This window comes from Hydrogenophaga sp. 2FB, assembly GCF_005503365.1.
Taxonomy (GTDB): Bacteria; Pseudomonadota; Gammaproteobacteria; order Burkholderiales; family Burkholderiaceae_C; genus Hydrogenophaga.
The window spans coordinates 1-24,772 of sequence record NZ_SCML01000043.1 but is presented as its reverse complement, the minus strand read 5'-3'; the positions used below and the strand labels follow the sequence as shown (position 1 = coordinate 24,772).

Sequence of the window (24,772 nt, the reverse complement as noted above, 5' to 3'; positions counted from 1 at the left end):
TCTCATGCCTTCTCGGTTTTACTCGGAGCGCAGGTGGATGGCGAGCCAGATCCGCACCAAATCAGCGCGCTCCCGTAGACCAACCGGCTGGCGTCTCACGGCGGCATTGGCGTCATCTTCTGGGCTCTGCCTCACGCTGACGCCCACGCGGTCTTTTTGCTCGGACATGGGGACGAACTCGCGATTGGTGGTCTTGGTTCTCTTGGATACGGTGGGGTAGCGCGCCACATCAACATGCGTGCGCCTCGACCCAGACGCTGTTTGGGTGGTCGATAGTGGCCAACCATATTCTTTCGCCAAAGCGGAACTGGTCTGAGCGCCAGATGGTGGAACGAACATCTCAAGGTCGGACTGCTCCCATCCAAACGCGTCCATCACGCCTTTGAGCGTGTCGAAATGCTCCTCGAGCCACAAGAGGATTTGCAGGGGGCCGCCCACCTGGTAGATTGCATCACGTCCGTCGAGCGGCGGTAGTTCCCTGTTCGCGAAGACGTCGCGCAACTCCAGCCACCTCTGCGCGTTCGGCCCCTTGATCACTTGGCCAAGGCGTGAGTCCTCTCGAACCGGGTCGTCGTTGACCGCCGGAATCTTCCCAGGCTCGTGCGTGAGATGTGCCAGGAGGCCCATCATCAATTCCGTTTCAGCTTGCTTGAAATCACAAAGCCACCCCGCGCGGCTGGGGCGCATCCCGAGCGATAGCGTTTCCAGAAACAGCAAAACGTCTTGCGGGGTCCTGTTCGTGCGCTTGGGTCTTCGCACGATACAAAAGGAGGAGGCTGGGTGCGCCTGCGCCGCCAGGATATCCAGAGCCTGTTGAAGTAGGACCTCGGATTTTCGTGACACTGGCAGTAAGAAGTCGGTCTTCTGCTTCTCCATCGCTCGAGCATTTGCCAGCTCATGTGCGAAATGACAGTAGCTCACGAGCGTCGTTCTCGGGTGGCCATGGCCCAGCATCAAAGACAGTGCCCAGGGGGACCGTCGTGTGACGCCTGCTCGTCCGAGCAGTTGCTTCTGGACCTCCGTCGCTCCCCAAATCCATCGTGAGTTCATCCCGGGGAAATCTGGAATGAGGTCGGGAGCGACGAGACGTAGGAACATCAACGATGCGAACGAATGCCGGGCATGGTGGAACGTGACGCGATCACAGGCCGTGGCTATCCGCAATGCGGAGACAACACGCATTCGGTGCTCATGCACCCTGGTGGGTTCCTGAGGCTTGATCGGGGAGGGAAAAAGCGGCGCACTCGCTTGCAGATCCAGTGTCTCCCAATGAAGCGTCCAGCCCTCGACCACGGCGGCTTCGTGTGGCGTCAGTTCTCCCAAAAGTGGTACCTGCCTACGTCCGGCATTCGATTTGAGCGCCTTGTGCTTTCCGCTCACGAGAACGACAAATCCACCTTTGATCGACACCAGATCTTGGCGAGCCATGGAGATCGCCTCTCCACTTCGCAGCCCGAATCGATAGCCCAAAATCAGCAAAAGCGCTTCCAGGTAAGCATCGTGATCAAAGCTGCTTCCTGGCGGGCATAGTGCTTCAAGCGCAATCTCGTACTCCTGAGGCGTGATGATCTGGGCTGACACTTGGCTCGACGTCAGATCTTCTCCCAAGGCTGACCAGTCGGGGCTTTCCGCGCCATATACTTTTTCGAGAAAGCGATGGAATTCACGTAGCCTTCCCAAAACTGCGAGTTCATCTAAGCGTCTGCCTGTGCCTTCATGGGCCTGCCGCCCGCTCACTTTCTGCACGGGCCGGGTGAGGACCCTAAAGTAGAAGTCTTCGATGTCGTCTTCATCCGCCTCGAGCAGGTTGACGCCGCGACCATAGTCCAGGAATGCCGGAGCGAGCAAGGCGATGTAGGTGCGGATCGAAGACGAGCGCAGCATCTTTCCAGCTGGGCCTTTCTCGCGCAGCATCTGCAGAACCCAGCTCACCAGTAGCTGCACGCTGCTTGATACCGATTCTTTCACCAGAGAGAGCTCGCGTTGAATGCTGGTGGCGGCCACCAACCGTTGGCGATCTGACCAGTTTTTTCCCTTGGTTGCTCGTTCGAACTCTGCGAGGGTTGAACGCACGAACTTCAGTAGGGATTCTTCCGCCCCGCGCCAACCGGCTGGCGCGGTGATGGACGCTGAGTTGGTGTCCAGCTCATCGGCTTCGACGTTGGGGTCGGGCTCACGGAGCCGCGCGTCTTTGAGCGCGTCAACCTGTTTCCCGAAGGCGGCCCTCGCCAACGCGTATGCATCTAGCGACCACGATGCAATTTCGCCTCTCCGGACGGACGCCGCGATTCCCGGTAGTTTGAGCCGATTGTGATGATCCACGAGGTCGGCGATCTTCTTGATGAGTTGATCGGAATCCTTCAAGCTTTCGGGGACGAGCCCGAGCGCGGACTCTGCTTTTCGCGCGAAGGCAGAAAGTTCATTCGGAACATTGGCGTTTTCCAGCTTTCGCGTCGAGGCCATCACATCAAGCAAACTTTGAGCAGTTCTTGCGGGCACACAGTGCCACGCGAAGGCAGGTGCATTCTTCTCCTCCCTGCTCGGGTGCCTGGCAAAGTACAAGACTCCATCGCGAACGTGTGTCTGAATCCCCTTGGACTCGGCAGAGCCCACTTGCAGAAGTAGGAGCGGATCGCTGACGAAGCTCGTGAGCGCCAAGTCGAGGGCGCTGAGGACGCTCTTGAGTCTGAGGGGGCGTTTGTACACGGGGAAAATGTTGAACACATCGGCCAGCTGATTCTTCATCTCAACAATCTTGCGCTTCGCGCGCAGAGATTCTCTTGAGAAGGCGAATCTTGCAGTCTTCGGTTTGTGCAAAAGAATTCGGTCGCGCTTCGGTGCATACGAATCCTGAAAGAGCTTCGCGCAGAAGTCTTCATAGGTTTGGAACCATATCGAGTGGTTCGGGCGCGGGGTGTTCGAAACTGTCACGAGCATTGATCGCCCGAGGGATGTCCAAAAATTCTGCTGGTTTAGGAAGCCGATTTGATCGTCTGTCAGTGTCTCGGGAAAGGCGCTTTGAGCAATGGCTAGCTTCGGTACCCCGGGTTGATTTAACGCCGTGGCAATTCGCTCCTTGATCACGTCGAGCGCCTGGAACTGGGCGCGAGGCTGCGTGGATGCTCTTTCGTGTTGTCGCGCCTCCGATCCGAAGCGGCCGACAGCCAAAAACCGTTGGAAGTTGCTGGCGACAGCGGCGGGTGTCAGCGCGGGCAGCCGGAAGTCGATGATGGGAATGGACAAAGGATCCATGGCAGCTGTAAGTGCTTCCCTCCAGGGCTGCTCATCGTCCGTCCAGCATCGTGGGGATACGCTTCCATAGACGTCGGTGCCCGCTTCCGAATGTCCCATCTGAGCCGCCACATACTCTTCAGCGGTGCCGTTGCTGCGCAACCGCGTGGAGAGCCGATGTCGGAACAGGTTGCAAGGAAGCGGCCAGGAAAAGCATCCCGACGCTTCAATTTCACGCTCGCTCACCTCCACGATATGCAGCTTTGGCGCCCGCTTGAGCAGAAAGAACAGCGGGACGCTCGACCTTTTGCTGTCGCCAAAGTGCATCTCCAGCGCGCACGCGAAGCTTGCGAAATCTTCGCTGTCCTGTCCGAGCTCACGCATACGATCGGTCAACCAACGAAGGTACGGCAAGTAGAGCTTTTGCATGAGCTCGAGCGCATGCGGTGGTAGCGGCACGATCCGGCCCCAACGCCCAATGCGTGTGTCGAGAATGACCTTGTCATCGATGAAGAGGCGAGGGTGGGCGCTGTCGAGGTCGAAATCTTGCAAGCACTCAAAAATCGACGTGGCAGGACGTGCGCCGGTGCAAGCCAACAAGGTGACGACGCTGTAGATCGTGATGGCGTTGTGCAGATCCCACCAAGCGGCACGGCCGGCCGTCCCTTGGGCTTCAAAGAGATTCTCCAAGTGTGTCGCTGCCTGGGCGAACGCCACTTGAATCATGCGGTCGTCTGGGTCGAGTTCGCTCCCAAGCCCGTTGTCGGTTTGAGGAGCGCCAGGGGGAGGCTGAAGATCAACGACCAGGGTGGCCAGCGCCGCATCTGTGGCAGCCACGGTCCATGCAGCGTACGACCCCGCGGCTGGCTTTATGGCGTCGTCGGGAGTGAGCAGCATGCGGGTGAACACGGCATCATCGGTGGCGTTGAACACCAGTTGGTCCGCTGTGGCCTTCAACATCCCATGTCGGACCCGTTGCAGACCGGGTTCTGCCGCGCACAGTCTGTCGAATTTGGCCTGGGGACTCTCGCTGGCCTCCCACAAGTCTCCAAGTCTGGGTGCCTCTTGCTTGTGTTTGACGGCATTCCTGGATGCGCTACGCCGGAAAGCGTTCAGGAGAATGGAATGCAGCCTCTCGGACAACCGCAGCTCGTTTACTGTCGCAAGGTCTCTGACCCAGGGCAACGCGGCGCTTTGAACGCGAAATCGTTGGCTGGGCCGGTTTGGCTGCCTTAGTAGCCTTCCTTGCTGCACGTCAAGCACCCATCGGGAATCACTGGGGCTGCTTGACAAAGCCATGCTGCAAGTGACCTCAATGCTGTTGCGCGACGGGATTGCGACGCAAGCAATTGCTGCCAATAGCTGAAGGTGAACGTCATCGGTCGCGAGCCAACGCTCAATGAGCCGCGATTGACTTTCAAGCTCGTCGGGTCGGTGTCGATCCCAGGAATATGCCAGCATGTTGCGCTGGGTTTGAGTCTGCAAATGAAGCCCCAAGCCAAGCCGAAACCGATGTTCCGGCGTCGGGGATTTATTCAATATGGCTATTTCAATGGGTGGGTCTTCTTCCTCATCATCCTCTGGCGCAAGCTCAATGGTTTCTTGTATTTGAAAGTCGGATTCGCCTGCGAGATTCTCGGAAAGCGCGGAGCGCCATTCTTCGCTAACGGGGACGGCAATCGGGGAAGGTGCCGGCGCATTGGGCTGCACCTTTCCTTCCGAGATGGCCTGCAGGAGGTTGGCAAATCTGGTTCCTGCACTGGGACGTTTATGTGCCGCTTGCTCCGCCCGTATTTCGGCCTTGAAGGTTTTGGCTCCTTCCCGTATCCCGGTTTCATACGTCGCGAAGTGACGGTTCGCACCTGCCATTTGCGCGATCCAGGCAACGCCGTCAGGGTAGTCAGGTCTCTCTTCTAAGAAGCGCACCACGTATTTCGCCGCTTCGCGGATGGAGCTCGTGGGCTGCTGTTGGACCGCCTTGACGAGCAAATAAAGACGAAGACATGCAATGTCTTTGGTGCTGCCTTGGATGGCTCGAGGTATCTGGGCGCCCAGCATTGCTGCCACTGGAGCATTGCGAAAGTCGTCCGAATACGCCTTCTTGACCTGACCCCTGGAGACAAGGGCCGCGTGCGGAGGGGGGCTCGTCTGGGCGGCCACTGATAGCTCGGCAAGCTCCGCAGGGATGAAGGAGTCCACTCCCCAGTCATCAAGAACTTCAAGGGTTTCAGGGTCGCCCAAGAACGCAAGACTGCCGGCAAAAATCGCCTCGCTTGGGGCGCCGATCGTTTCTCTAAAAGCGAGGGCTTTGGTCAACACGCCGTGCCGATCTGCCCATTGTTCAACCGATGAGAGAAGCGATGTAGAGGTCAAAAGTCAGGCCCAGGGGAGAGTTGTCGTCATACCCGAGGCTGATTAGTAGTAGGCGCCAAGGCGCCCCTGTCAGCGTTAAAAGTCTATAACTTTAGTAATCTAATCGGGAGATTTTCCTCAAGTTTACGTCTAATAATCATTTTTTGCGAGTTTTGGCACAACGTCGTAGTCCATAGGTGAGTAGACTCCGAAGCCGATCCCCGCCAGCCGCACCACCAACGCCCAAGCCCTTGATCTTCAAGGGCTTCGTCGTTTCTGGGCCGCAACCCCATCGTCTTGTTACCTGGAACGGGTGTACAGCGTCCTCTTCGACGGGTGTACCTTGGTCAGCGCCGCAGCAGACCAGCCTTTTCGTTTCAGATACCCCGCTCCATGTTCCACCGCGCGCGCACGGCAGCGATGTGGGTGTCGGGCTGCTCCTCCAGCCGCTGCTGGCTCCGTGCACCGTTCGTTCAGGGTTTACGCACCCCCACTCACCGGGGGTGGGGTATGCCACCCCCTTGCGCTGCATCCTTCTGTCCATCCAGAACGACAGGAGACATTCACCGTGCAAGTCGAGCGCAACGTCTATCGAGAAGACCATGAACAGTTCCGCACCACGGTGCGCCGCTTCCTGGAGCGCGAGTGCGTGCCGCACCAGGACGAGTGGAACCGCAACGGCATGGTCGGCCGCGAGGTCTGGCGCAAAGCCGGTAGCGAAGGCCTGCTGTGCCCCATGTTGCCGACCGAGTACGGTGGTGGCGGCGGCGACTTCGGGCACTCGGCCGTGATCTCCGAGGAGATCGCGCGCAGCGGCGTGGGCGGCCTCTCGTTCAGCCTGCATTCGGACATCGTCGCGCCCTACATCAACCGCCTGGGCACCGAAGCGCAGAAGCACCAGTGGCTGCCGTCGATCTGCCGTGGCGAAAAGATTCTCGCCGTGGGCATGACGGAGCCCGGCGGCGGCTCCGATGTCAAGGCGCTGCGCACCACCGCCGTGCGCGATGGCGATCACTACGTCATCAACGGCAGCAAGACCTTCATCAGCAACGGCTTTCTGTGCGACCTCGTGGTGCTCGTCGTCAAGACCGATCCCACCGCCGGCGCCAAGGGCGTGAGCCTGATCGTCGTGGAGACCGACCGGCCCGGCTTTCGGCGCGGCCGCAAGCTCGAGAAAGTAGGCATGCACGCACAGGACACGGCCGAACTGTTCTTCGACGACCTGCGCGTGCCGGTGACGAACCTGCTGGGCGAAGAGGGCAAGGGCTTCGCCTACCTGATGCAGGAACTCCCGCAGGAGCGCTTCCTCATCGCCGTCAACGCCGCGACCAAGCTCGAGCGCCTGCTCGAGCAGACGCTGGAGTATGTGAAGGACCGCAAGGCGTTCAGCCAGACGGTCTGGGACTTCCAGAACAGCAAGTTCAAGCTGGCCGATGTGAAGGCCCACGCCGTGGCGCTGCGCAACATGGTCGACTACTACCTGACGGCACACATGGGCCGGGGGCTCACCGCCGAAGAGGCGGCCATCGCCAAGCTCTATTCCACCGAGACGCTGTGGAAATGCCTGGACGAGATGGTGCAGCTGCACGGCGGCTACGGCTACATGCTGGAGTACCCCATCGCGCGCGCCTTCGTCGACATGCGCGTGAACCGCATCTATGGCGGCACCAACGAGGTGATGCGCGACCTGATCTCGCGCAAGTTGTGACGCCTCTCCCTCTTCCTTGTCTTCCATTCCACACCACCAGGAGCTGGCCATGAGCCAAAACGTCTACATCGCGGGGGTCGGCATGATCCCGTTCAAGAAACCCGGCGCGAGCGCCCACTACGACGAGATGGCCGCGCAAGCCGTGCGCGAGGCGCTGGCCGATGCCGGCATCGACTACGACAAGGTGCAGCAGGCCTATGCCGGTTATGTCTACGGCGCCTCGACCTGTGGCCAGAAGGCGCTCTACAAGGTCGGCATGACGGGCGTGCCGGTGATCAACGTCAACAACAACTGTTCCACCGGCTCCACCGCGCTCTACATGGCGCGCCAGGCCGTGCAAAGCGGCGTCGCCGACGTGGCATTGGCTTTCGGCTTCGAGGAGATGGGTCCAGGCGCATTGAGCACGCCATGGAACGACCGTCCCGGCCCGCTCGACGAATTCACCAAGGTGATCGAGCAGGCGATCGGCAAGGTCGATCTGCCCAATGCGCTGCGCACCTTCGGCGCCGCCGGCCAGGCCCACATGAAGAAATACGGCACGAAGATGGAGACCTTCGCCGCGATCCGCGCCAAGGCCAGCCGCCACGCCGCCAACAACCCGCTGGCCGTGTTCCGCAACGTGGTCACCACCGAAGACGTGATGAACGAGAAGGTGATGTGGCCCGGCGTCATGACCCGTTCCATGGCCTGCCCGCCCACCTGCGGTGCTGCCGCGGCGATCGTGGTCTCCGAGGCCTTTGCGAAAAAGCACGGCCTGCGCACCGACGTGAAGATCGCTGGCCAGTCGCTCACCACCGATTTCCCGAGCACGCTCGAGAGCATGGACCCGATCCGTGTGGTCGGCTTCGACATGGCGCAGGCCGCCGCGAAGGCGGCTTACGAACAGGCCGGCATCGGCCCGCAGGACGTGGACGTGGTCGAACTGCACGACTGCTTTGCGCACAACGAACTGCTGACCTACGAGGCCCTGGGCCTGTGCGCGGAAGGCGAAGGCGAGCGCTTCGTGCTCGACGGCGACAACACCTACGGCGGCCGCTACGTGACCAACCCCTCGGGAGGCCTGCTGTCCAAGGGCCACCCGCTGGGCGCCACCGGCCTGGCCCAGTGCTACGAACTCACGCACCAGCTGCGCGGCACCGCGGAACAACGGCAAGTGCCGAACGCCCGCGTGGCGCTGCAGCACAACCTCGGTCTGGGCGGCGCCTGCGTCGTCACGGTCTACCAGAAGAACTGATGTCCACCCCATTCAAGGAGCACCAATCATGAAGAAACTCGACGGCAAGGTCGCCCTCGTCACGGGCTCGGGCCGCGGCATCGGCCAGGCACTCGCACTCAAGCTCGCGTCCGATGGCGCGCGGCTCGTCATCAACGACCTCGACGCGGAACCCGCGCACGAAACGGTGGCCCTGCTCAAAGGCCAGGGCGTGGATGCCGTGGCCTGCGTGGGCAGCGTCACCGCGCCCGACTTCGCCGAGCGCTTCATCAAGACCGCGGTCGACAGCTTTGGCGGCGTCGACATCATCGTCAACAACGCCGGCTACACCTGGGACAACGTGATCCAGAAGATGACCGACGAGCAGTGGCACGCCATCATCAATTGCCACCTGACGGCGCCGTTCCAGATTCTGCGCGCCGCGTACCCGGTGATCAGCGCGGCCGCGAAGAAGGAAGCCGCCGAAGGCCGCGAGGTGTTCCGCAAGGTCGTGAACATCTCCTCCAACGCGGGCCTCAACGGCAACCCCGGCCAATCCAACTACGCCGCGGCCAAGGCCGGCATGGTGGGCCTGACCAAGACGCTGGCCAAGGAATGGGGCCGGATGAAGGTCAACGTGAACTGCGTCGCCTTCGGTCTGATCACGACGCGCCTGACCGACACCGATGCCGATGGCGGCGCCACCGTCAACATCGAAGGCAAGAACTTGCGCGTGGGCCTGAACCCCGAACTGCTCAAGAGCCACGCCATGCGCTGCCCGCTGGGCCGCCCCGGCACGGCGCAAGAGGCGGCGGCCGGCGTCTCGCTGTATTGCGGGCCGGAGTCCGACTACATCACCGGCCAGGTCATCGCCGTCTCCGGCGGCATCTGAACGCCGCGGTCCACAACAAGCAGCCGGAGACATGAGATGAGATTCAAGATCGCAGGCATGGCCGTGCTCGCCGCGTCCCTCATGGGCACCGCGTGGGCCTTCCCCGACCGGCCGGTGACGCTGGTCGTTCCGTTCCAGGCCGGTGGGGGTGTCGACGCCGCCACGCGCGTCCTGGCCGCGAAGCTGCAAACGCGCTGGAACCAGACCGTGGTGGTCGAGAACCGGCCGGGCGCCACCGGCGCGATCGGCACCGAGCACGTGGTGCGCAGTACGCCCGACGGGCACACCTTGCTGGTGCATGCGGCGATCCTCGTCTCGACCGAGATCACGCGGCCAACGGTTTCGTACCGAACGCTGCGCGATCTCGTGCCCGTCTCCGGGCTCTTCACCACACCCATCGTCTACGTGGCGAGCGCCGCGGCACCGGCGGGCGACCTCAAGGCCGTGCTCGCGGCGGCTCGCACCGGCCAGTCACTCGACTACGGCTCGCACGGCGACGGCACCTCGACGAATTACATCGGCGAGCACATCAAGAGGGTGGCCCAGGTGGAGATGGTCCACGTGCCGTTCAACGGTGACAACCCCATCCTCACGGCGCTGCTGGGCGGTCACTTGAAGACCGGCTTTCTGAGCGGCAACAACGCCAAGCGCGCACAGGATTCGGGCAAGGCGCGCATGCTGGCCGTCTGCAGCGCGCGCCGCTCGCCGCTGCTGCCCGCTGTGCCGACCTTTGCGGAAGCCGGCATCGACAACTGCGACCGCGACGCCTGGGTCAAGGTCTTCGCGCCGGCGCGCACGCCACCCGCGGTGGTGGAGAAGCTCTCGCGCGACGTCGTGGCCGTGCTCGCGCAGCCCGATGTGCGCGAACAGTTCACGCAGACCGGCAGCGTGCCGGACGGCAGCACACCCGAGCAGGCCTTGCGCGAGGTGCAGCGCGAATACGTGTGGTGGGTCCAGACCCTGCGGGCGTTTGCCGCGCCGGTCAAGTGAGCGCCACGTTTCCGATTCCACAACCCCGACAGGACAACCGAAATGCCAGACAAATCATTGATCGGCCGCAAGCTCAACGAGGGCACCAGCGAAGTGGAGAAAGGGCGCCTGCGCTTCTTCGCCAAGGCCACAGGCCAGCTTGACCCCGTGTACAGCGACGAGGTCGCCGCGCGCGCCGCGGGCCACCCGTCGCTGCCGGTGCCGCCCACCTTCCTGATGTGCATGAACAGCGAGTTCTCCAACCTGCCCGTTATGCTGGAGACGCTGCAAATGGACCTGGCGCGCCTGCTGCACGCCGAGCAATCGTTCGCGTACCACCGCATGGCCTATGCCGGCGACACCCTGAGCTTCGAGACCCAGGTCGCCGATGTCTACGAGAAGAAGGGCGGCGCGCTGCAATTCGTCGTGAACGCGACGCGCGTCACCAACCAGAAGGGCGAGCACGTGGCCGATCTGCGCTGCGCGCTGGTGCAACGCAACGGCTGAACCATCTGAACAGTTGAAGGAGACCCTCGAGATGCCCATTCCCTCATTCAAAGACGTCAACGTCGGCGACACGCTCCCGGCGCTGCGCGTGGCGCCCATCAACCGCACCACGCTCGCGCTGTACGCGGGCGCGTCCGGTGACCACAACCCGATCCACATCGACATCGACTTCGCGCGCCAGTCGCGCATGCCCGACGTGTTCGCGCACGGCATGCTGTCGGCCGCCTATGTCGCGCGCATCGTCACCGACTGGGTGGCGCAACCGCAGGTGCGCGCGCTCTCGATGCGCTTCACCGGCATCACCCAGCTGGGGCACGAGCCCACCGTCACCGGCCGCATCGCCGAGAAGTTCGAGGCCGACGGCGAGCAGCGCGTGCGGGTGGAGCTCAAGTGCAGCAACCAGCACGGCGAAGACAAGATCGTCGGCGAAGCCGTGCTGGCCCTGAGCTGAACAACAGAAAAACCGCCACACAGGAGACCCGCACCATGACCACGCTCTTGTCTTCACGCCGCCACGCGCTCTGCGCGGCACTGGGGCTGGCCACGCTCGGCGTCCCGCTCGCGCACGCGCAGACGGCCGAGTTTCCGGGCGACAAACCGATCAAATTCATCGTCCCGTACGCACCCGGCGGGTCGACCGATGCGCTCTCCCGCCTGGTGGCGCAAGGGATGGGGCAGGAACTCAAGGGCACGGTCATCGTCGAGAACATCACGGGCGCGGCCGGCACGCTGGGCGTGGCGCGCGCCGCGCGCGCGACACCCGATGGCTACACGCTGGTCATGGGCATCACCGCCACGCACGCGATCGCCCCTTCGCTGTACAAGGACCTGGCGTACAAGCCCGAGCAGGACTTCGTGCCGATCGGCCGGGTCGCGCAATCGCCGCTGATCATCGTCGCCAACCCCAGCCTCCCGGTTCACGACATGCAGGGTTTGCTGGCGCGGGCCCGGCAGCAGGGCGCGCCCTTGATGTACGCGGCTTGGGGTGTCGGTTCGGGTGGCCATCTGACGATGGAGAGTGTCGGCCAGCACGCCAGGATCAAGACGGAACAGGTGGCCTACAAGGGCGAGGCCCCCGTCCTGCAGGCGCTGATCGGTGGCGAGATGCAGGTCGGTGTGGCGTCCGTCGGTGCCGCGATGCCGTTCCTGAAGGCCGGGCGCATCAAGGCGCTGGGCGTGACCGGGTCCGCACGCTCCGCGTTGCTGCCCGAGATGTCGACCTTGTCGGAGCAGGGCATTCCGTTCGAGAGTTCGAGCTGGTGGGGCGTGTTCGCGCCGGCCAGGACGCCGGCACCCATTGCGGACCAGCTCGCGCGGGCGCTGGCCGCCGTGCTCCAGCGTCCCGAGGTGCAGGCGAAGATGCGAGACCTGGGCGTCGACACCGATGCGATCGGCCGCGCGGACTTTGCACGGCAGATCAAGGAAGACACGGCGGTCTGGGGCAAGCTCGTGAAGATCAGTGGCGCCACCGCGCAATAGACACACACCGGGAGACTGTGATGGAACAACAAACGGCGAACGCCGCGGGCAAGCTGCCCTTGTCGGGCATTCGCGTGCTGGATTTGTCGCGCGTGCTGGCGGGGCCGCTGTGCGGCATGGTGCTCGGCGACCTGGGGGCCGAAGTCATCAAGATCGAACACCCCGAACGCGGCGACGACACGCGCGACTGGGGCATTCGCGCGGGCGGCACCGAGACCACCTATTTCAATTCGGCCAACCGCAACAAGCGCTCCGTCACGGTGAACCTGCAGACCGAAGAAGGACAGGCACTGGTGCGCCAGCTCGCCAGCCAGTGCGACGTCGTGCTGCAGAACTTCAAGTACGGCGGCGTCGAGAAAATGGGCCTGGACTACGAGCGCATCAAGGCGCTCAAGCCCGACATCGTCTACTGCTCGATCTCGGGCTACGACCGCCACGGCCCCGAGCGCGAGCGGCCGGGCTACGACCTCGTCGTGCAGGGCGAGTCCGGCCTGATGTCGATCAACGGCGAGGCCAGCCAGGAACCCCTGAAGTTTGGCGTCGCTGTCGTGGACATCATGACCGGCATGTACTCGAGCCAGGCCGTGCTGGCCGCGCTGTTCGACCGCCAGCGCACCGGCCGTGGGCGGCACCTGGAGATGGCGCTGTTCGACTGCGGTCTCATGATCAGCGTGTACTACGGGCTCGACGCTCTGCTCCAGAAGAAGGACCCCGAGCGCTTCGGCAACCAGCATCCCTCGATCGTGCCTTACGGCGTGTTCGATGCGCAGGACGGCCAGCTAATCATCGCCGTCGGCAACAGCGCACAGTTCGAGCGCTTCTGCACCGACGTGATCCAGCGCCCCGATCTGCTGGCGGACGAGCGCTTCAGCACCAACGTGAAACGCACCGAGAACCGGGAGGCACTGGTGCCCGAGCTGCGCCGCGAAGTCCGTGGCCAGCCGCGCGCCGTGCTGCTCGAACGCATGAGCGCGGTCGGCATTCCCTGCGGTGAGGTGCTGGGCCTGTACGACGCGATGACCTCGCCCCGCGTGGAACGCAGCGGCCTGGTCACGCGGCAACCGCATCCCGTGTCCGGGCACACGGATGTGATGGCGCCGCCCTACCGTTTCGATGGCGACCGGCTGCCCGTGCGCCTGGCGCCACCGTCACTGGGCAATGCCACGCACGACGTGTTGGGCGAGTTGCTGGGCATGGATGCCGCGCAGCTGGAGCGGATGCAGCGCGCGGGCGTGATCTGAAACACCTGAAGCACAGGCGCAGGCACCAGCGCCGGCCCTTCGCGGGCCGGCGTTGTCGTTCATGGCGCCGCGACGCGCTGCCGCGCGGCGCTGTAGCCGCGCTGCAGCTCGGCCACCAGTTGCCCGGTCGGCTCGATGGCGTGGATGCTGCCCACGCCCTGGCCGGCGGACCAGATGTCGCGCCACACCTTGCTGGTGGCCATGCTCTCGGAGCCGAAGTTCTCGCCGTGTTCGCCCTTGGGCGGCAAGCGGTCCGGGTCGTAGCCGCAGGCCGCCACGCTGCTGCGCAGGTAGTTTGCATGCACGCCGGAGAACAGGTCGGTGTAGATCACGCCTTCGGCCGTGGCGTCCAGCACCGCCTGTTTGTATTCGGGCTGCACGTTGGCTTCGGGCGTGGCGAGAAAGCGCGTGCCCATGTAGGCGAGGTCGGCACCCATGGCCCGCGCGGCCAGGATGTGGTCGCCGGTCGAGATCGCGCCACCCAGCAGCACCAGGCCATCGAACCAGCTGCGCACCTCGCTCACCAGCGCAAACGGCGACAGGCGACCGGCGTGGCCGCCCGCGCCGTTGCAGACCAGGATCAACCCGTCGACACCGGCCTTCGCGGCCTTGCGCGCGTGGCGCTGGTGGATGACGTCGTGGAACACCAGGCCACCGTAGCCATGCACGGCCTCCACCACCGCCGAGGGGTCGCCCACCGAGGTGATGACGATCGGGACGCGGTGGCGCACGCAGGCCGCGATGTCGTTGGCCAGGCGGTCGTTGGTCTTGTGCAGGATCAGGTTGACCGCGTAGGGAGCGGCGGGGGCGCCCGGGTGCCCGCGGTCGTGCTCGGCCAGCGCGGCCTGGATGCGTTCGATCCAGCGGTCGAGTTCCGCCGCCGGCCGAGCGTTGAGCGATGGAAACGAGCCGACAATGCCCGCCTTGCATTGCGCGACGACGAGGTCGACGCCGCTGGCGATGAACATCGGAGACGCCACGACCGGCAGACGCAATTGCTGTAACAGAGTGCTCTTGTTCATGGGAACCTTTGTGTGACGAATCGAGCCTCAAGTACATCAGGACGCCGCCGCGGAGTCCCCACCCCAGAGGGGTAGGGCCGCGTGGCGGCACAATCGCCGACGGGTGAGACAACGTTCGAAAGAGCACACAGACATGAGCGCCAAGCGCGGGCACACCCCGGCAGACATGGTGACCGAATCGAAGCCACGGGCCTCGCGCACCGACGCGCGCGGCATCGCGCGGCCGCGCCTGACCGACGCGCTCAAGCAGGCGCGCGATCGCCGCTGCGCCGTGCTGCAGGGGCCGGCCGGCTGCGGCAAGACCACGGTGCTTGGCGCCTGGCGCCGCGAACTCGTGGCGGCCGGGGTCGACGTGGCGTGGGTGGCCCTCGGCCCTGGCGACGACGATGTCGCCACCTTCATCGATGCGCTGCTCGTGGCCTTGTCGGAGATCGATGCCGGCATGGTGCGGGACGCCGCCATCCTCGCCGGCCGCGGCAACGGCGCCGAGGCCATCGAGAGCATCGCGATCGCGCTCGTGCGCGGCATGGCCGCGCACCGGCACGATGTGGCGCTGGTGTTCGACGACGCCCACCACCTGCACGACGAGCGCATCGTCGGTGCGCTGCAACTGCTGCTGGACCATGGCCCGCCGAACCTGTTGTGCGTGTTCGCTTCGCGCCATCCGCTGCCGCTCTCGCTGGCGCGCCTGCGCGACCAGGGGCAGCTGATGGAAATCGGCTTCGACATGTTGCGCTTCACGCCCGAGGAGTCGGCGCAGCTCGTGGAAGGTCTGCTCGACGGCGCCGACGAGCGGCAGGCGCGCGCGCTGCACGCGCTCACGGACGGTTGGGCCGCGGGCCTGAAGCTGCTGTGCATGGACCTGCGGCGCCAGCATGGTGGCCCGCAAGTGCATGGCCGGACGCCGATCGACGAACACGTGCGCGATCCGCAGACTTTCGCGCGCTACTTCGACCAGGCCGTGCTGTCCCAGCTGTCGCCCGCCGACCTGCGCTTCTTCGTGCGCTGCGCATTGCCCGAGCATTTCAACGCCGCGCTGTGTGAGGCCTTGCAGGATGGCCAGACCTTGTCCTCGGCGTCGGCGGATCCCCTGGCGCGGCTCGAAAGCCAGGGCTTCTTCATGGTGCCGGCCGGCCCGCGCTACCCCGAGGGCTGGTGGCGACTGCACCCCTTGTTGCGCGACGTGGTGCTGGCGCGCCTCGACGCGCTGCCGAAGGCCGAGCTTCGCCGCTTGCACACCATCGCCTGGCACTGGTTTGCCGACCACGGCATGCCGCACGACGCCGTGCACCACGCGTTGCAGGCCGGGGAAGCGCAAGCCGCGGCCGATCTCGTCGAGGGCTGCGCCACCGACCTGTTCGTGCAAGGCCGGCTGCGCCGACTTGTGGGGCTCGTGCGCCAGTTGCCCGATGCGCTGCTGCAGGAACGCACGGGCCTGCGGTTGTGGATGGCCTGGGTGCAGGTGTACGAACGCCGCCTGGACGATTGCGCGCGCAGTATCGCGCAGCTGCAGCGCGACATGGCCGACGCGGACCCGGTGTCGCGCTTCCGGCTGACGTTGTTGCGCGGCCTGTATGCGGTGCAGTGCGACGACACCGCCGCGGCCATGGCGATCCTGCCCGAGCTGCGGGAGGCGCCCGCCGGTGCCGACGTGATCGCGCTCATCGGGCGGCGCAACCTGCTGACCTGGATCCACATCTACCGGGGTGACTACGAGCTGGCGCGTCTCGTGCAACTCGAAGCGCTGCCACGTACCGATGGCCAGCCCTTGCTGAGCACGCCCTTCGGTGTGCTGGCCGGGCGCTGCCTGCTCGGTCTGGCCCATGCGGTGGAGGGGCAGGTGATCCAGGCCGAGCGCATCTACCGCGACGTGCTGTTCGAGGCCGACCGCCGCGGCGCGAGCTGTGCCGACGCCGGCAGCCTGGCGGCCGGCCTGTTGGGCGAGGTGCTGTACGAACTCAACGATGGCGCGGGCGCGCTGCGATTGCTGGAAGGGCGGCTGGACGTACTGGAGCGCGTCTCGATGCCGGACACGGTGGTGCGCGTCATGCTCGTGATGGGGCGTGCGAACTGGCTCGCCGGCCGGCCGCTCGATGCGCTGGCTTACGTGGAGCAGATCGACGACTACGCCGAGCGCAAGAGGCTGGACCGCGTGCGCACCTACTGCCTGCTGGAGCAACTGCGCTTCCAGCTACGGCGCAACGAGGTGGCCATCGCGCGCGAGCACATGGCCGCGCTCGAGGTGCTCGACGCGCGCCACGCCGATGTCGACATCGGCGCCCTCAGCGAGATCCGGGTGGCAGCCGAGCGCGCGCGCATCGAGATGGACATGCACGCGGGCCACCTGCAATCGGCGCTGGCGCGGCTCGATGCCTTGTCCGCGCTCTGCCTCCAGCGGGGGCGCGTGCGCCGCATCCCGTTCCTGCACCTGCAAGCGGCGGTGGTGCGGCGCAAGCTGGGTGAAGCCGACAAGGCGTGCCAGCATGTGCGCGAAGCCCTGCGGTTGGGCCATCGGTTGGGCCTGGTGCGCACGCTGCTCGACGCGCACGAAGACGTGCCCGATCTGCTGCGCCAGGCGGTCGAGGACGTGCAGGACGATCCCGTGCTCGGCTTCTACGCCGAACGTCTCGTGGCCGCCGCGCGCGACCAGCCGCAGGCCGCCAGGCCAGCGAACGAACACCAGGGCCGCGCGGCCCGGGCCCAGGCCTTCGCCAGCCTGAGCCCGCGCGAGGTCGAGATCGTGCATCTGTTGCTGCAGGCCATGCCGAACAAGAAGATCGCGCGCGTGCTGAACCTGTCGCTCGACACCGTCAAGTGGCACCTCAAGAACTGCTACGGCAAGCTGGGCGTGACCGGGCGTGACGAGGTCGTGGAGCGCATGCGCGATCTGGGCGTTTCCTAGTGCGAGGACGCTTTTTTTGCGATGTCCCGAAACTGCGCCACAGCGGGACGAAGACCTCCCTTGGGATAGAGCAATGCCAGTCCCATCGGAAGCCGGTCTGCGATGTCCGACAACGGCCGGATCGTCACGCGCGACTGAATGCTCCTGATCACGCCTGAAGGCACCAGGGCGACGCCAACGCCGCTCTCGACCAGACACACGATCGTCTGCAGCTGGGTGGCTTCCTGGGCAATCTGTGGCACGAAGCCCGCCAGCTGGCAGGCGTACAAGCCGAGGTTTTGCTTCGCGTCGCTGGACTCCGTCGGGGCCATCACGAAGGGATCGTTCGCCAGCTCGGACAGGGCAATGTGTCTGCGCCGGGCGAACCGGTGGCCGGGTGGCAGTGCGACGTGGAAGCTGTCGCGGTCCAGCAGCTCCATCACCATGTCCGGTGGGGAGCGAAGGGGGTAGCGGACGATGCCGATGTCGAACCGTTTCTTGATCAGTCCGGTGACGATGGCGGTGGTGGTCGACTCGTGCAGCTGTGTGCGTATGCCGGGATGCTCGCTTCGCAGTTCGGCCAGCACCTTGGGCAGCAGTGCGTAGGTGGCGCTTCCCACGAAGCACACGTGCACCACGCCGACATCGCCCTTCATGCCCGCGCGGGCCCTGGACTGCAATTGCTCGGCCTGCTGGAGCGTTCGAATGGCCTCGGGCAGCGCCGCGGCGCCGGCGGCCGAGAGCACCGTGCCGCCGCGTCCACGCTCGAACAAGGGCACGCCCAGATCCTCTTCGAGGCGGCGGATGGAGATCGACAGCGCCGGCTGGGCAATGTGCAGACGCTCTGCTGCGCGATGAAAGTTGAGCGTCTCCGCGAGCGCGATGAAGTGACGCAGTTGTCTGAGTTCCACGGGCATCTCCTCGTTGATAAAAAAAGTATATCAACCATCAACAAATCGGTATTGGATCAATCGGGGACCAAACCGTAGAGTCACTTCACACACCCGGCCCACCGTTCAACACAGACCCGACGCGCACCATGCATGCTTCCTCGACTCACCTTCCTTTGCAGGGCATTCGCGTCATCGATCTGAGCACCGTGCTGTTCGGTCCCTACGCCAGCCGTTGGCTGGCCGACCATGGCGCCGACGTGATCAAGGTCGAAGCGCCGGAGGGTGATACCACCCGCCACGGCGGCGTCTCTCGAGAACCCGGCATGGCGGGCAGCTTCCTGACGCTCAATCGAAACAAGCGCAGCGTCGTGCTGGACCTCAAGCAGCCCGCGGCGCGGGACGCGCTCCTGAAACTCCTGGAAGGTGCGGACGTGTTCATGCACAACATCCGTCCGCACAAGATGCGAGCCATGGGGCTGGACCCCGAAACGCTGTGCGAGCGCTTCCCGCGCCTGGTCTATGCCAGCCTGACGGGTTTTTCGGAAGACGGTCCATACAGCGGCCTGCCGGCCTATGACGACATCATCCAGGGCATGTGCGGCCTGGCCGACCTGATGCAGCGCCAGACCGGCGAGGCACAGTACCTGCCGACGGTGGCGGCGGACAAGGTGTGCGGCCTGATCGGCGCCCAGGCGATCCTGACGGCCGTGCTGGCGCGCGAGCGCACCGGACAAGGGCAGCATGTCGAAGTGCCCATGTTCGAATGCATGGTCGACTTCACGCTGCTCGAACACCGTGTCGGCCACGCCTTCGTTCCGCCCGAAGGCGAGGTGGGCTACTCGCGGGTGCTCGCGCGTTGGCGCCGTCCCTATCGCACGCTGGATGGCCATCTCTGTGTGATGCCCTACAGCACGGCGCAATGGCACCGCTTCTTCAATGAACTGGGCCATCCGGAACTGGTGTCCGACCCGAGGTTTACCGACATGGCCGCGCGCACGCGGAACATCGAGGCGCTGTTGACGCTGGTGGCGGAGGTCATTGCCCGGCGCACCTCGCAGGAGTGGCTCGACATCTTGCGCCGCCTCGACATTCCGGTCGGCCCGGTCATCACGCTGGAGGGCTTGTCCGACGATCCGCATTTGCGCGCGGTGGGCCTGTTCCAGCACGTGGAAGACGCCGACGGAAAGGGCGCGGCCAGCCTTTCCAGCAGCGGCGTGCGCTTCAACGGCGCGGCGCCTCGCATTCGCACGGCGCGCCGGCTGGGCGAGGACACCCGGCATGTGCTGGCCGAGGCGGGCTTCGAGCCCTCACAGATCGATGCCTTGCTGCGTTCCGGCGCCGCGAAAGAAACCACGCACTGAAGTCCCCAGGAGACACCGCCCATGCTTACATCCACCGAACCCCGCGCGTCCGACATGATCGACGAGGCCACCCCCTTGCAACGAGGGCGGCATGCGGATCAACTCGAACCTGGACAGCGTTTCAAGACCATCCGCCGCACCATCACCGAGACCGACCTGGTGAACTTCATCGGTCTGAGCGGCTTGTTCGTGGAAGGCTTTCTCAACGAAGCGCCCAGCACCAGCGTCTTGAAGGTGAAGGGCCGTGCCGTGCCCGGTGCCCTGACATACGCGATGGTCGAAGGCATGGTGATCCCCGGCTTGCTGGCGGGCACAGGGCTCGCATTGCTCGAGTCGCACCAGGTCATGCACAAGCCGGTTCAGGTGGGCGACACCATTCAGGCCGTCGTGGAAATCGTCGAAGTGCGGCCGACACGCGAGGTGGCCCGCGCGATCGTGACGTCGCGCATCTCGATCGTCAACCAGCACGGCACCTGCGTCATCACGTACGAGACCAAACGACTGCTTTCCATGCGGTCGACACCCTGAGCGGCGGGCGGCGCGTCAGAGATCCTTTCCGTTGAAGTTTGAAAACCCACAAAAGACACTGGAGACATTTATGAAACGCCGTCAATTTCTCATCTGCGCGGGCGGTGGTGCCGCCGCTGTCCTGTCTGTGCCCGTGCTCGGTCAGCAGAACTGGCCGACCAGACCGATTCGCCTCGTGGTGCCCTATGCCGCCGGCGGTCCGACCGATGTGGTGGCGCGGCTCATCGGCGCCCGTGTCGGCCAGGAGCTCGGGCAGTCCGTGGTGGTGGACAACCGGGCCGGTGCGAACGGCGCGATTGCCACCGAATACGTCGTGCGTTCCCTGCCCGACGGCTACACGCTGCTCTATCACTCCGCCGGCATTGCCACCAACATGGCGGTCCAGAAGAATTCGCGCATCGATCCCCGCAGGGACCTCGCCGCGGTGGGCCAGACGATCAGCATCAACGCGGTGCTGCTCGTCAACCCCGACGTGCCGGCCAAGGATGCCAGACAGCTGGTGGCCTACCTGAAGGCCCATCCGGGCAAGCTGTCCTATGCCTCCGGCGGCATCGGCAACGGCAGCCACTTGCAGATGGAAGCGCTGCTGCGAACCACTGGCGCGAGCGCGGTGCACGTTCCGTACAAGGGCACGGCACCGGCCTTGACGGACCTGGCCAGCGGCCAGGTGCAGTTCGCGTTCGACGCGCTGAGTTCCGCGCTCCCTCACATACAAGCCGGTCGCGTGCGGGCCATTGCGGTGACATCCGCCGCGCGCGATCCGTTGTTGAAAGACGTGCCGACGCTCGCCGAGTCGTTGCTGCCGGGATACCAGAACACCGGCTGGAACGGGATCTACGCGCCCGCCGGCACACCGACGCCGATCGTGGAGCGCCTCAGCAAGGCCTTGATCGCCTCGCTGGAGGACGACAGCGTGAAGCACGCGCTGGGCCAGCAAGGCGTCAGGGTGGTCACATCCACCCCGCAGCAGTTTGCCGAATGGACCAGCATCGAGATCGAGCGCTACAGCAAGATCGCGCGCATCGCTCAAGTCTCGGTTGACTGACACATGGACGTGACCCGCCACACCATGAATTCGAGCAAACAAGGCCCGCTTTCAGGGCTTCGCATCGTCCAGCTGGCCAGCGCGGGCCCCGTCGCCAAAGCCTGCACGGTGCTGGCCGATCTGGGAGCGACGGTACTGAGGATCGAGCGAAGAACGCCCATCGAGCTGGGGGTGCCCCGTCCGCGCGAATCCGACGCCGGACTGCGCGGCAGCGATGCCCTGGCGCTCGACCTGAAACACCCCGATGCGATCGAACTCGTGCTGGACCTCGTGGCGAGCGCCGACGTGATGGTGGAGGGCTTTCGACCCGGCGTGACCGAGCGCATGGGGCTGGGCCCGCAGGACTGCACCACGCGCAACCCGAAGCTCGTGTACGCACGCCTGACGGGCTGGGGTCAGACCGGCCCGCTCGCGCAATCGGCGGGGCACGACATCAACTACATCGCCATCACCGGCGTGCTCGATGCCATCGGCCGCCAGGGGCAGCCACCGACGCCACCCCTGGCCCTCGTCGGCGATGGCGCTGGCGCGGCTCTGTATATGGCCCTGGGCATTCTGGCGGCGGTCATGGAGGCACGGCAGTCCGGCTTGGGACAGGTCGTCGATGGCGCCACGGTGGACGGCACCCTGTCGCTGGCGGCGGGGCTGTTCGGCATGCGCGCCGCCGGCATCTGGCGACCAGAGCGCGGCACCAACCTGCTCGACAGCGGGGCGCCGTTCTACGACGTCTACCCGTGCAAGGACGATTTGTGGATTTCCATCGGCCCACTCGAGTCGAGATTCTTCAACGAGCTGGTGGCCCGTCTCGAACTGGATCCCGTCACGGCCGAGTTGCGCCATCCCTCCCGCTGGCCGGCGCTGCGCACTGTGCTGGCCGAGACCTTTCGCCGCCGCACCCGGGCCGACTGGATCGCGCGCCTGGAAGGCACCGACGCGTGCTTCGCACCGGTGCTGACTCTGGAGGAGGCGCCGAACCATCCGCACCTGAAGGCGCGCGGCAGCTTCATCGATGTCGGCGGCGTGCGCCAGCCTGCCCCGGCGCCGCGGTTCAGCCGCACGCCACCGTCCACGCCCGCGGCACCCCGCAAGGCCGAAGACACCCCGGTGCGCGAAGCCCTGCACGGCTGGCTCAACGACGACGCGCTGGGGCATTGGCGCTCGCGAGGCGTTTTCGCCTGAAGCAGGCGTCCGTGGCGCCCAAGACATCCATTCCATCGACATGAGAAGAACCCGACATGGACATTGCAGACAGCATCAAGATCAATCCGGCAACCAGCACGTCGGCGCAGTCGGAAGTCCGTCGTGACATACGGCACTTCCTGACCGAGACGCTGGCGGCCATGCCCCCGCGCGCGGTCCGCTCGTGGGGCGAGTACAGCGCCGAGTTCAGCAGCCGACTGGGCAAGGCGGGCTGGATTGGCATGACATGGCCGAAGCGCTACGGCGGGCGCGGGCGCCCCATGCTGGAGCGGTTTGTGGTGCTGGAGGAACTGTTGGCGGCGGGGGCTCCCGTGTCCGCGCATTGGGTGGCCGAGCGCCAGTGCGGGCCGCTGTTGATGCGCTACGCGACACCCGCGCTGTGCGAAGCCATCCTGCCGGGCATCGCCAGGGGCGAGGTGTTCTTCTGCATCGGTTTGAGCGAGCCGGATTCGGGCTCCGACCTGGCATCCATCCGCACCCGAGCCGACAAAGTCGATGGCGGCTGGCTCATCAACGGCGCCAAGATCTGGACCTCGCTCGCGGCCAAGGCGCACTTCATGAGCGCGCTGGTGCGCACGACGCCGGGGCTCGAGAACAGGCATGCCGGTCTGTCGCAGTTCGTGGTCGACATGCGCTCCGAGGGACTCACGGTGCGCACGATCAAGAACATGCTCGGGAGCGACAGCTTTGCCGAGGTGGTGTTCGACAACGTCTTCGTGCCGGACGACAACCTGCTGGGCCAGGCCGGCATGGGGTGGGAGCAGGTCACCGCCGAGTTGACCTTCGAGCGCAGCGGCCCCGACCGCTACCTCAGCAGCATCTCCTTGCTCACCGAGATGCTGGACCACGCGAATGCCGAGGACCGCCATCACACCGTCGAGCTCGGGCGCCTGGTCGCCGAACTGAGCAACCTGCGCGCGATGTCGCGCGGCATCGGCCACATGCTGAGCGAAGGCAAGGACCCGCGCCTGGCCACGTCGAACGTCAAGGACCTGGGGGCTTTGCTGGAGCAGCGCACGCCGGAGATCGCGCATCAGCTGTTCGGCACGGAGTTGCGCGTGGCTGGCTCCTCGCTGGTGCGCACGCAATCCCACCTGACCCAGGCCGCGGTCGCGTTCTCGGTGCGGGGTGGTACGCGCGAAATTCTGCGGGGCATTGTTGCAAAAGGACTGGGACTGCGATGACCGAACTCGAAACCATGCTGGCCGACAGCGCCAGCCGCATTTTTTCCAATGAAGTGACGCTGGCCCAGGTCGAGGCGGCGGAGGGGGGAGACTGGCAACAGCCGCTGTGGTCCAGCCTGGAAAGCACGGGCCTGACGCGCGTCTTTGCGCCGGAACACAGCGGCGGCGCCGCTGCCTCGTGGAGCGAGGCGTTGCCCGTGCTGCTGGCGGCGAGCAAGCACCTGACGCCGGTGCCTTTCGTGGAGACCGCCGTCGCGGGATGGGTGTTGACCCGGCTCGGCATCCCGCTCCCCGAGGGCCCGCTGTCGCTGGCCTTGCCGAAAGGCGAGCCGCTGCTCGAACGCGACGGTGACAGCGGCTGGCGCTTCGATGGCGAGGTCACGGCGCCGTGGGGGAGGTTCCTCACACACGTGCTCGTGCCCGTGGCAGAAGGCGACACGCTGCGCTGGCTGCTGCTGCCCACGGTCGGTGCCGGCGTCAGCCTGGATGCCAACATTGCCAGCGAGCCGCGGGACACGCTGTCCTTTCACGGTGTGCCCGCGCTGGCGGCCGGCAAGCGAAGCGCCGTCGGGGACCTCGACGACCCCATGGCGCTGGGCGCGCTGCAACAGTCGATCCGCATGGCCGGCGTGCTGGAACGCATACTGAACCAGACCGTGCAGTACGCGAACGACCGCATTCAATTCGGCAAGCCGATCGGCAAGTTCCAGGCGGTGCAGCAGCAGATCGCCCTGATGGCCAACCAGGTGGTGGCGGCGCGCATGGCGGTGTCCACGGCATGTGCCGCGATGGAGGGCGCCGACTGGCGGCGGCAGGCCGCCATCGCGAAGGTCATCTGTGGACAGGCGGCCAGCACCGCCGCGGCGATCGCGCACCAGGTGCATGGGGCGATCGGCTTCACCTACGAGCACTCGCTGCACTTCTCGACGCGCCGGCTGTGGTGCTGGCGCGCGGAGTACGGCAGCGATACCCATTGGGCCGCCCAACTCGGCCGCGCCGCCATCCAGCGTGGCGGGCATGCGCTGTGGGCGGACCTGACGGCAGGGGGCTGACAGGCCGGCTCCCCGACGGGCGGGGTTACCCACCC

18 protein-coding genes are annotated in these 24,772 nt (G+C 65.2%); 15 read left to right on the top strand and 3 right to left on the bottom strand.

The window, feature by feature from the left end; genetic code table 11:
• Positions 1-18: 18 nt before the first annotated feature.
• Positions 19-5,547 (bottom strand): site-specific integrase, encoded by a 5,529-nt coding sequence (locus tag FFS09_RS21840; protein WP_137921020.1) that lies wholly within the window; start codon positions 5,545-5,547, stop codon positions 19-21.
• A gap of 604 nt (positions 5,548-6,151) precedes the next feature.
• Between FFS09_RS21840 and FFS09_RS21835 the strand changes: the two genes are divergently transcribed.
• From FFS09_RS21835 to FFS09_RS21800, 8 genes are read left to right on the top strand one after another with little or no spacing between them, the layout of a single operon-like run.
• Complete coding sequence (locus tag FFS09_RS21835; protein ID WP_137921019.1) at positions 6,152-7,291, top strand: acyl-CoA dehydrogenase family protein; 1,140 nt, start codon at positions 6,152-6,154, stop codon at positions 7,289-7,291.
• A 49-nt stretch (positions 7,292-7,340) separates the two neighbouring features.
• Positions 7,341-8,525, top strand: coding sequence for a lipid-transfer protein (locus tag FFS09_RS21830; protein WP_137921018.1), 1,185 nt, complete (start codon positions 7,341-7,343; stop codon positions 8,523-8,525).
• A 28-nt stretch (positions 8,526-8,553) separates the two neighbouring features.
• Entirely contained in the window at positions 8,554-9,375 is an 822-nt protein-coding gene (locus FFS09_RS21825) for an SDR family NAD(P)-dependent oxidoreductase (protein WP_137921017.1), read from the top strand.
• Between the two features lie 36 nt (positions 9,376-9,411).
• The gene (locus FFS09_RS21820) at positions 9,412-10,365 is read left to right on the top strand and encodes a Bug family tripartite tricarboxylate transporter substrate binding protein (RefSeq protein ID WP_137921016.1); all 954 of its coding nucleotides are present in this window, start codon (positions 9,412-9,414) and stop codon (positions 10,363-10,365) included.
• A 42-nt stretch (positions 10,366-10,407) separates the two neighbouring features.
• A complete protein-coding gene (locus FFS09_RS21815) occupies positions 10,408-10,851 on the top strand; it encodes a MaoC family dehydratase N-terminal domain-containing protein (protein WP_137921015.1) in 444 nt (147 codons plus the stop codon).
• A 31-nt stretch (positions 10,852-10,882) separates the two neighbouring features.
• Positions 10,883-11,302 (top strand): MaoC family dehydratase, encoded by a 420-nt coding sequence (locus FFS09_RS21810; protein WP_137921014.1) that lies wholly within the window; start codon positions 10,883-10,885, stop codon positions 11,300-11,302.
• A gap of 35 nt (positions 11,303-11,337) precedes the next feature.
• Positions 11,338-12,330, top strand: a complete 993-nt coding sequence (locus FFS09_RS21805; protein WP_137921013.1) for a Bug family tripartite tricarboxylate transporter substrate binding protein — start codon at positions 11,338-11,340, stop codon at positions 12,328-12,330.
• Between the two features lie 20 nt (positions 12,331-12,350).
• Complete coding sequence (locus tag FFS09_RS21800) at positions 12,351-13,571, top strand: CaiB/BaiF CoA transferase family protein (protein WP_137921012.1); 1,221 nt, start codon at positions 12,351-12,353, stop codon at positions 13,569-13,571.
• 59 nt (positions 13,572-13,630) lie between these two features.
• On the opposite strand, the gene FFS09_RS21795 is transcribed toward FFS09_RS21800, so the two are convergent.
• Complete coding sequence (locus FFS09_RS21795) at positions 13,631-14,593, bottom strand: NAD(P)H-dependent flavin oxidoreductase (protein WP_137921011.1); 963 nt, start codon at positions 14,591-14,593, stop codon at positions 13,631-13,633.
• 133 nt (positions 14,594-14,726) lie between these two features.
• Between FFS09_RS21795 and FFS09_RS21790 the strand changes: the two genes are divergently transcribed.
• On the top strand, positions 14,727-17,495 hold the full coding sequence (locus FFS09_RS21790; RefSeq protein ID WP_137921010.1) for a winged helix-turn-helix domain-containing protein: 2,769 nt from the start codon (positions 14,727-14,729) through the stop codon (positions 17,493-17,495).
• Here the strand turns inward: FFS09_RS21790 and FFS09_RS21785 are convergent.
• Complete coding sequence (locus FFS09_RS21785) at positions 17,492-18,385, bottom strand: LysR family transcriptional regulator (protein ID WP_171020131.1); 894 nt, start codon at positions 18,383-18,385, stop codon at positions 17,492-17,494. The genes FFS09_RS21790 and FFS09_RS21785 overlap by 4 nt on opposite strands.
• A gap of 128 nt (positions 18,386-18,513) precedes the next feature.
• Between FFS09_RS21785 and FFS09_RS21780 the strand changes: the two genes are divergently transcribed.
• The 6 genes from FFS09_RS21780 to FFS09_RS21755 all read left to right on the top strand — a co-directional run bounded on the left by FFS09_RS21780 (position 18,514) and on the right by FFS09_RS21755 (position 24,737).
• Positions 18,514-19,728, top strand: a complete 1,215-nt coding sequence (locus tag FFS09_RS21780; RefSeq protein ID WP_137921008.1) for a CaiB/BaiF CoA transferase family protein — start codon at positions 18,514-18,516, stop codon at positions 19,726-19,728.
• A 21-nt stretch (positions 19,729-19,749) separates the two neighbouring features.
• Entirely contained in the window at positions 19,750-20,256 is a 507-nt protein-coding gene (locus FFS09_RS21775; protein ID WP_252374471.1) for a hotdog family protein, read from the top strand.
• 70 nt (positions 20,257-20,326) lie between these two features.
• Positions 20,327-21,301: a Bug family tripartite tricarboxylate transporter substrate binding protein gene (locus FFS09_RS21770; protein WP_137921007.1), complete on the top strand. Its 975-nt coding sequence runs from the start codon at positions 20,327-20,329 to the stop codon at positions 21,299-21,301.
• A gap of 3 nt (positions 21,302-21,304) precedes the next feature.
• Positions 21,305-22,480: a CaiB/BaiF CoA transferase family protein gene (locus FFS09_RS21765; RefSeq protein ID WP_252374470.1), complete on the top strand. Its 1,176-nt coding sequence runs from the start codon at positions 21,305-21,307 to the stop codon at positions 22,478-22,480.
• A gap of 56 nt (positions 22,481-22,536) precedes the next feature.
• Positions 22,537-23,685: an acyl-CoA dehydrogenase family protein gene (locus tag FFS09_RS21760; protein WP_137921006.1), complete on the top strand. Its 1,149-nt coding sequence runs from the start codon at positions 22,537-22,539 to the stop codon at positions 23,683-23,685.
• Positions 23,682-24,737 carry an acyl-CoA dehydrogenase family protein gene (locus FFS09_RS21755; protein ID WP_137921005.1) on the top strand — a complete coding sequence of 352 codons (1,056 nt, stop codon included), beginning with the start codon at positions 23,682-23,684 and terminating at the stop codon, positions 24,735-24,737. The genes FFS09_RS21760 and FFS09_RS21755 overlap by 4 nt, the downstream gene beginning before the upstream one ends.
• Positions 24,738-24,772 lie beyond the last annotated feature (35 nt).

Bases quoted from the DNA above. Each gene is read 5' to 3' on its own strand.
- FFS09_RS21830 (WP_137921018.1), top strand. From the start codon at position 7,341: ATGAGCCAAAACGTCTACATCGCGGGGGTCGGCATGATCCCGTTCAAG.
- FFS09_RS21825 (WP_137921017.1), top strand. From the start codon at position 8,554: ATGAAGAAACTCGACGGCAAGGTCGCCCTCGTCACGGGCTCGGGCCGC.
- FFS09_RS21820 (WP_137921016.1), top strand. From the start codon at position 9,412: ATGAGATTCAAGATCGCAGGCATGGCCGTGCTCGCCGCGTCCCTCATG.
- FFS09_RS21815 (WP_137921015.1), top strand. From the start codon at position 10,408: ATGCCAGACAAATCATTGATCGGCCGCAAGCTCAACGAGGGCACCAGC.
- FFS09_RS21810 (WP_137921014.1), top strand. From the start codon at position 10,883: ATGCCCATTCCCTCATTCAAAGACGTCAACGTCGGCGACACGCTCCCG.
- FFS09_RS21805 (WP_137921013.1), top strand. From the start codon at position 11,338: ATGACCACGCTCTTGTCTTCACGCCGCCACGCGCTCTGCGCGGCACTG.
- FFS09_RS21800 (WP_137921012.1), top strand. From the start codon at position 12,351: ATGGAACAACAAACGGCGAACGCCGCGGGCAAGCTGCCCTTGTCGGGC.
- FFS09_RS21795 (WP_137921011.1), bottom strand. From the start codon at position 14,593: ATGAACAAGAGCACTCTGTTACAGCAATTGCGTCTGCCGGTCGTGGCG.
- FFS09_RS21790 (WP_137921010.1), top strand. From the start codon at position 14,727: ATGAGCGCCAAGCGCGGGCACACCCCGGCAGACATGGTGACCGAATCG.
- FFS09_RS21780 (WP_137921008.1), top strand. From the start codon at position 18,514: ATGCATGCTTCCTCGACTCACCTTCCTTTGCAGGGCATTCGCGTCATC.
- FFS09_RS21775 (WP_252374471.1), top strand. From the start codon at position 19,750: ATGCTTACATCCACCGAACCCCGCGCGTCCGACATGATCGACGAGGCC.
- FFS09_RS21770 (WP_137921007.1), top strand. From the start codon at position 20,327: ATGAAACGCCGTCAATTTCTCATCTGCGCGGGCGGTGGTGCCGCCGCT.
- FFS09_RS21765 (WP_252374470.1), top strand. From the start codon at position 21,305: ATGGACGTGACCCGCCACACCATGAATTCGAGCAAACAAGGCCCGCTT.
- FFS09_RS21760 (WP_137921006.1), top strand. From the start codon at position 22,537: ATGGACATTGCAGACAGCATCAAGATCAATCCGGCAACCAGCACGTCG.
- FFS09_RS21755 (WP_137921005.1), top strand. From the start codon at position 23,682: ATGACCGAACTCGAAACCATGCTGGCCGACAGCGCCAGCCGCATTTTT.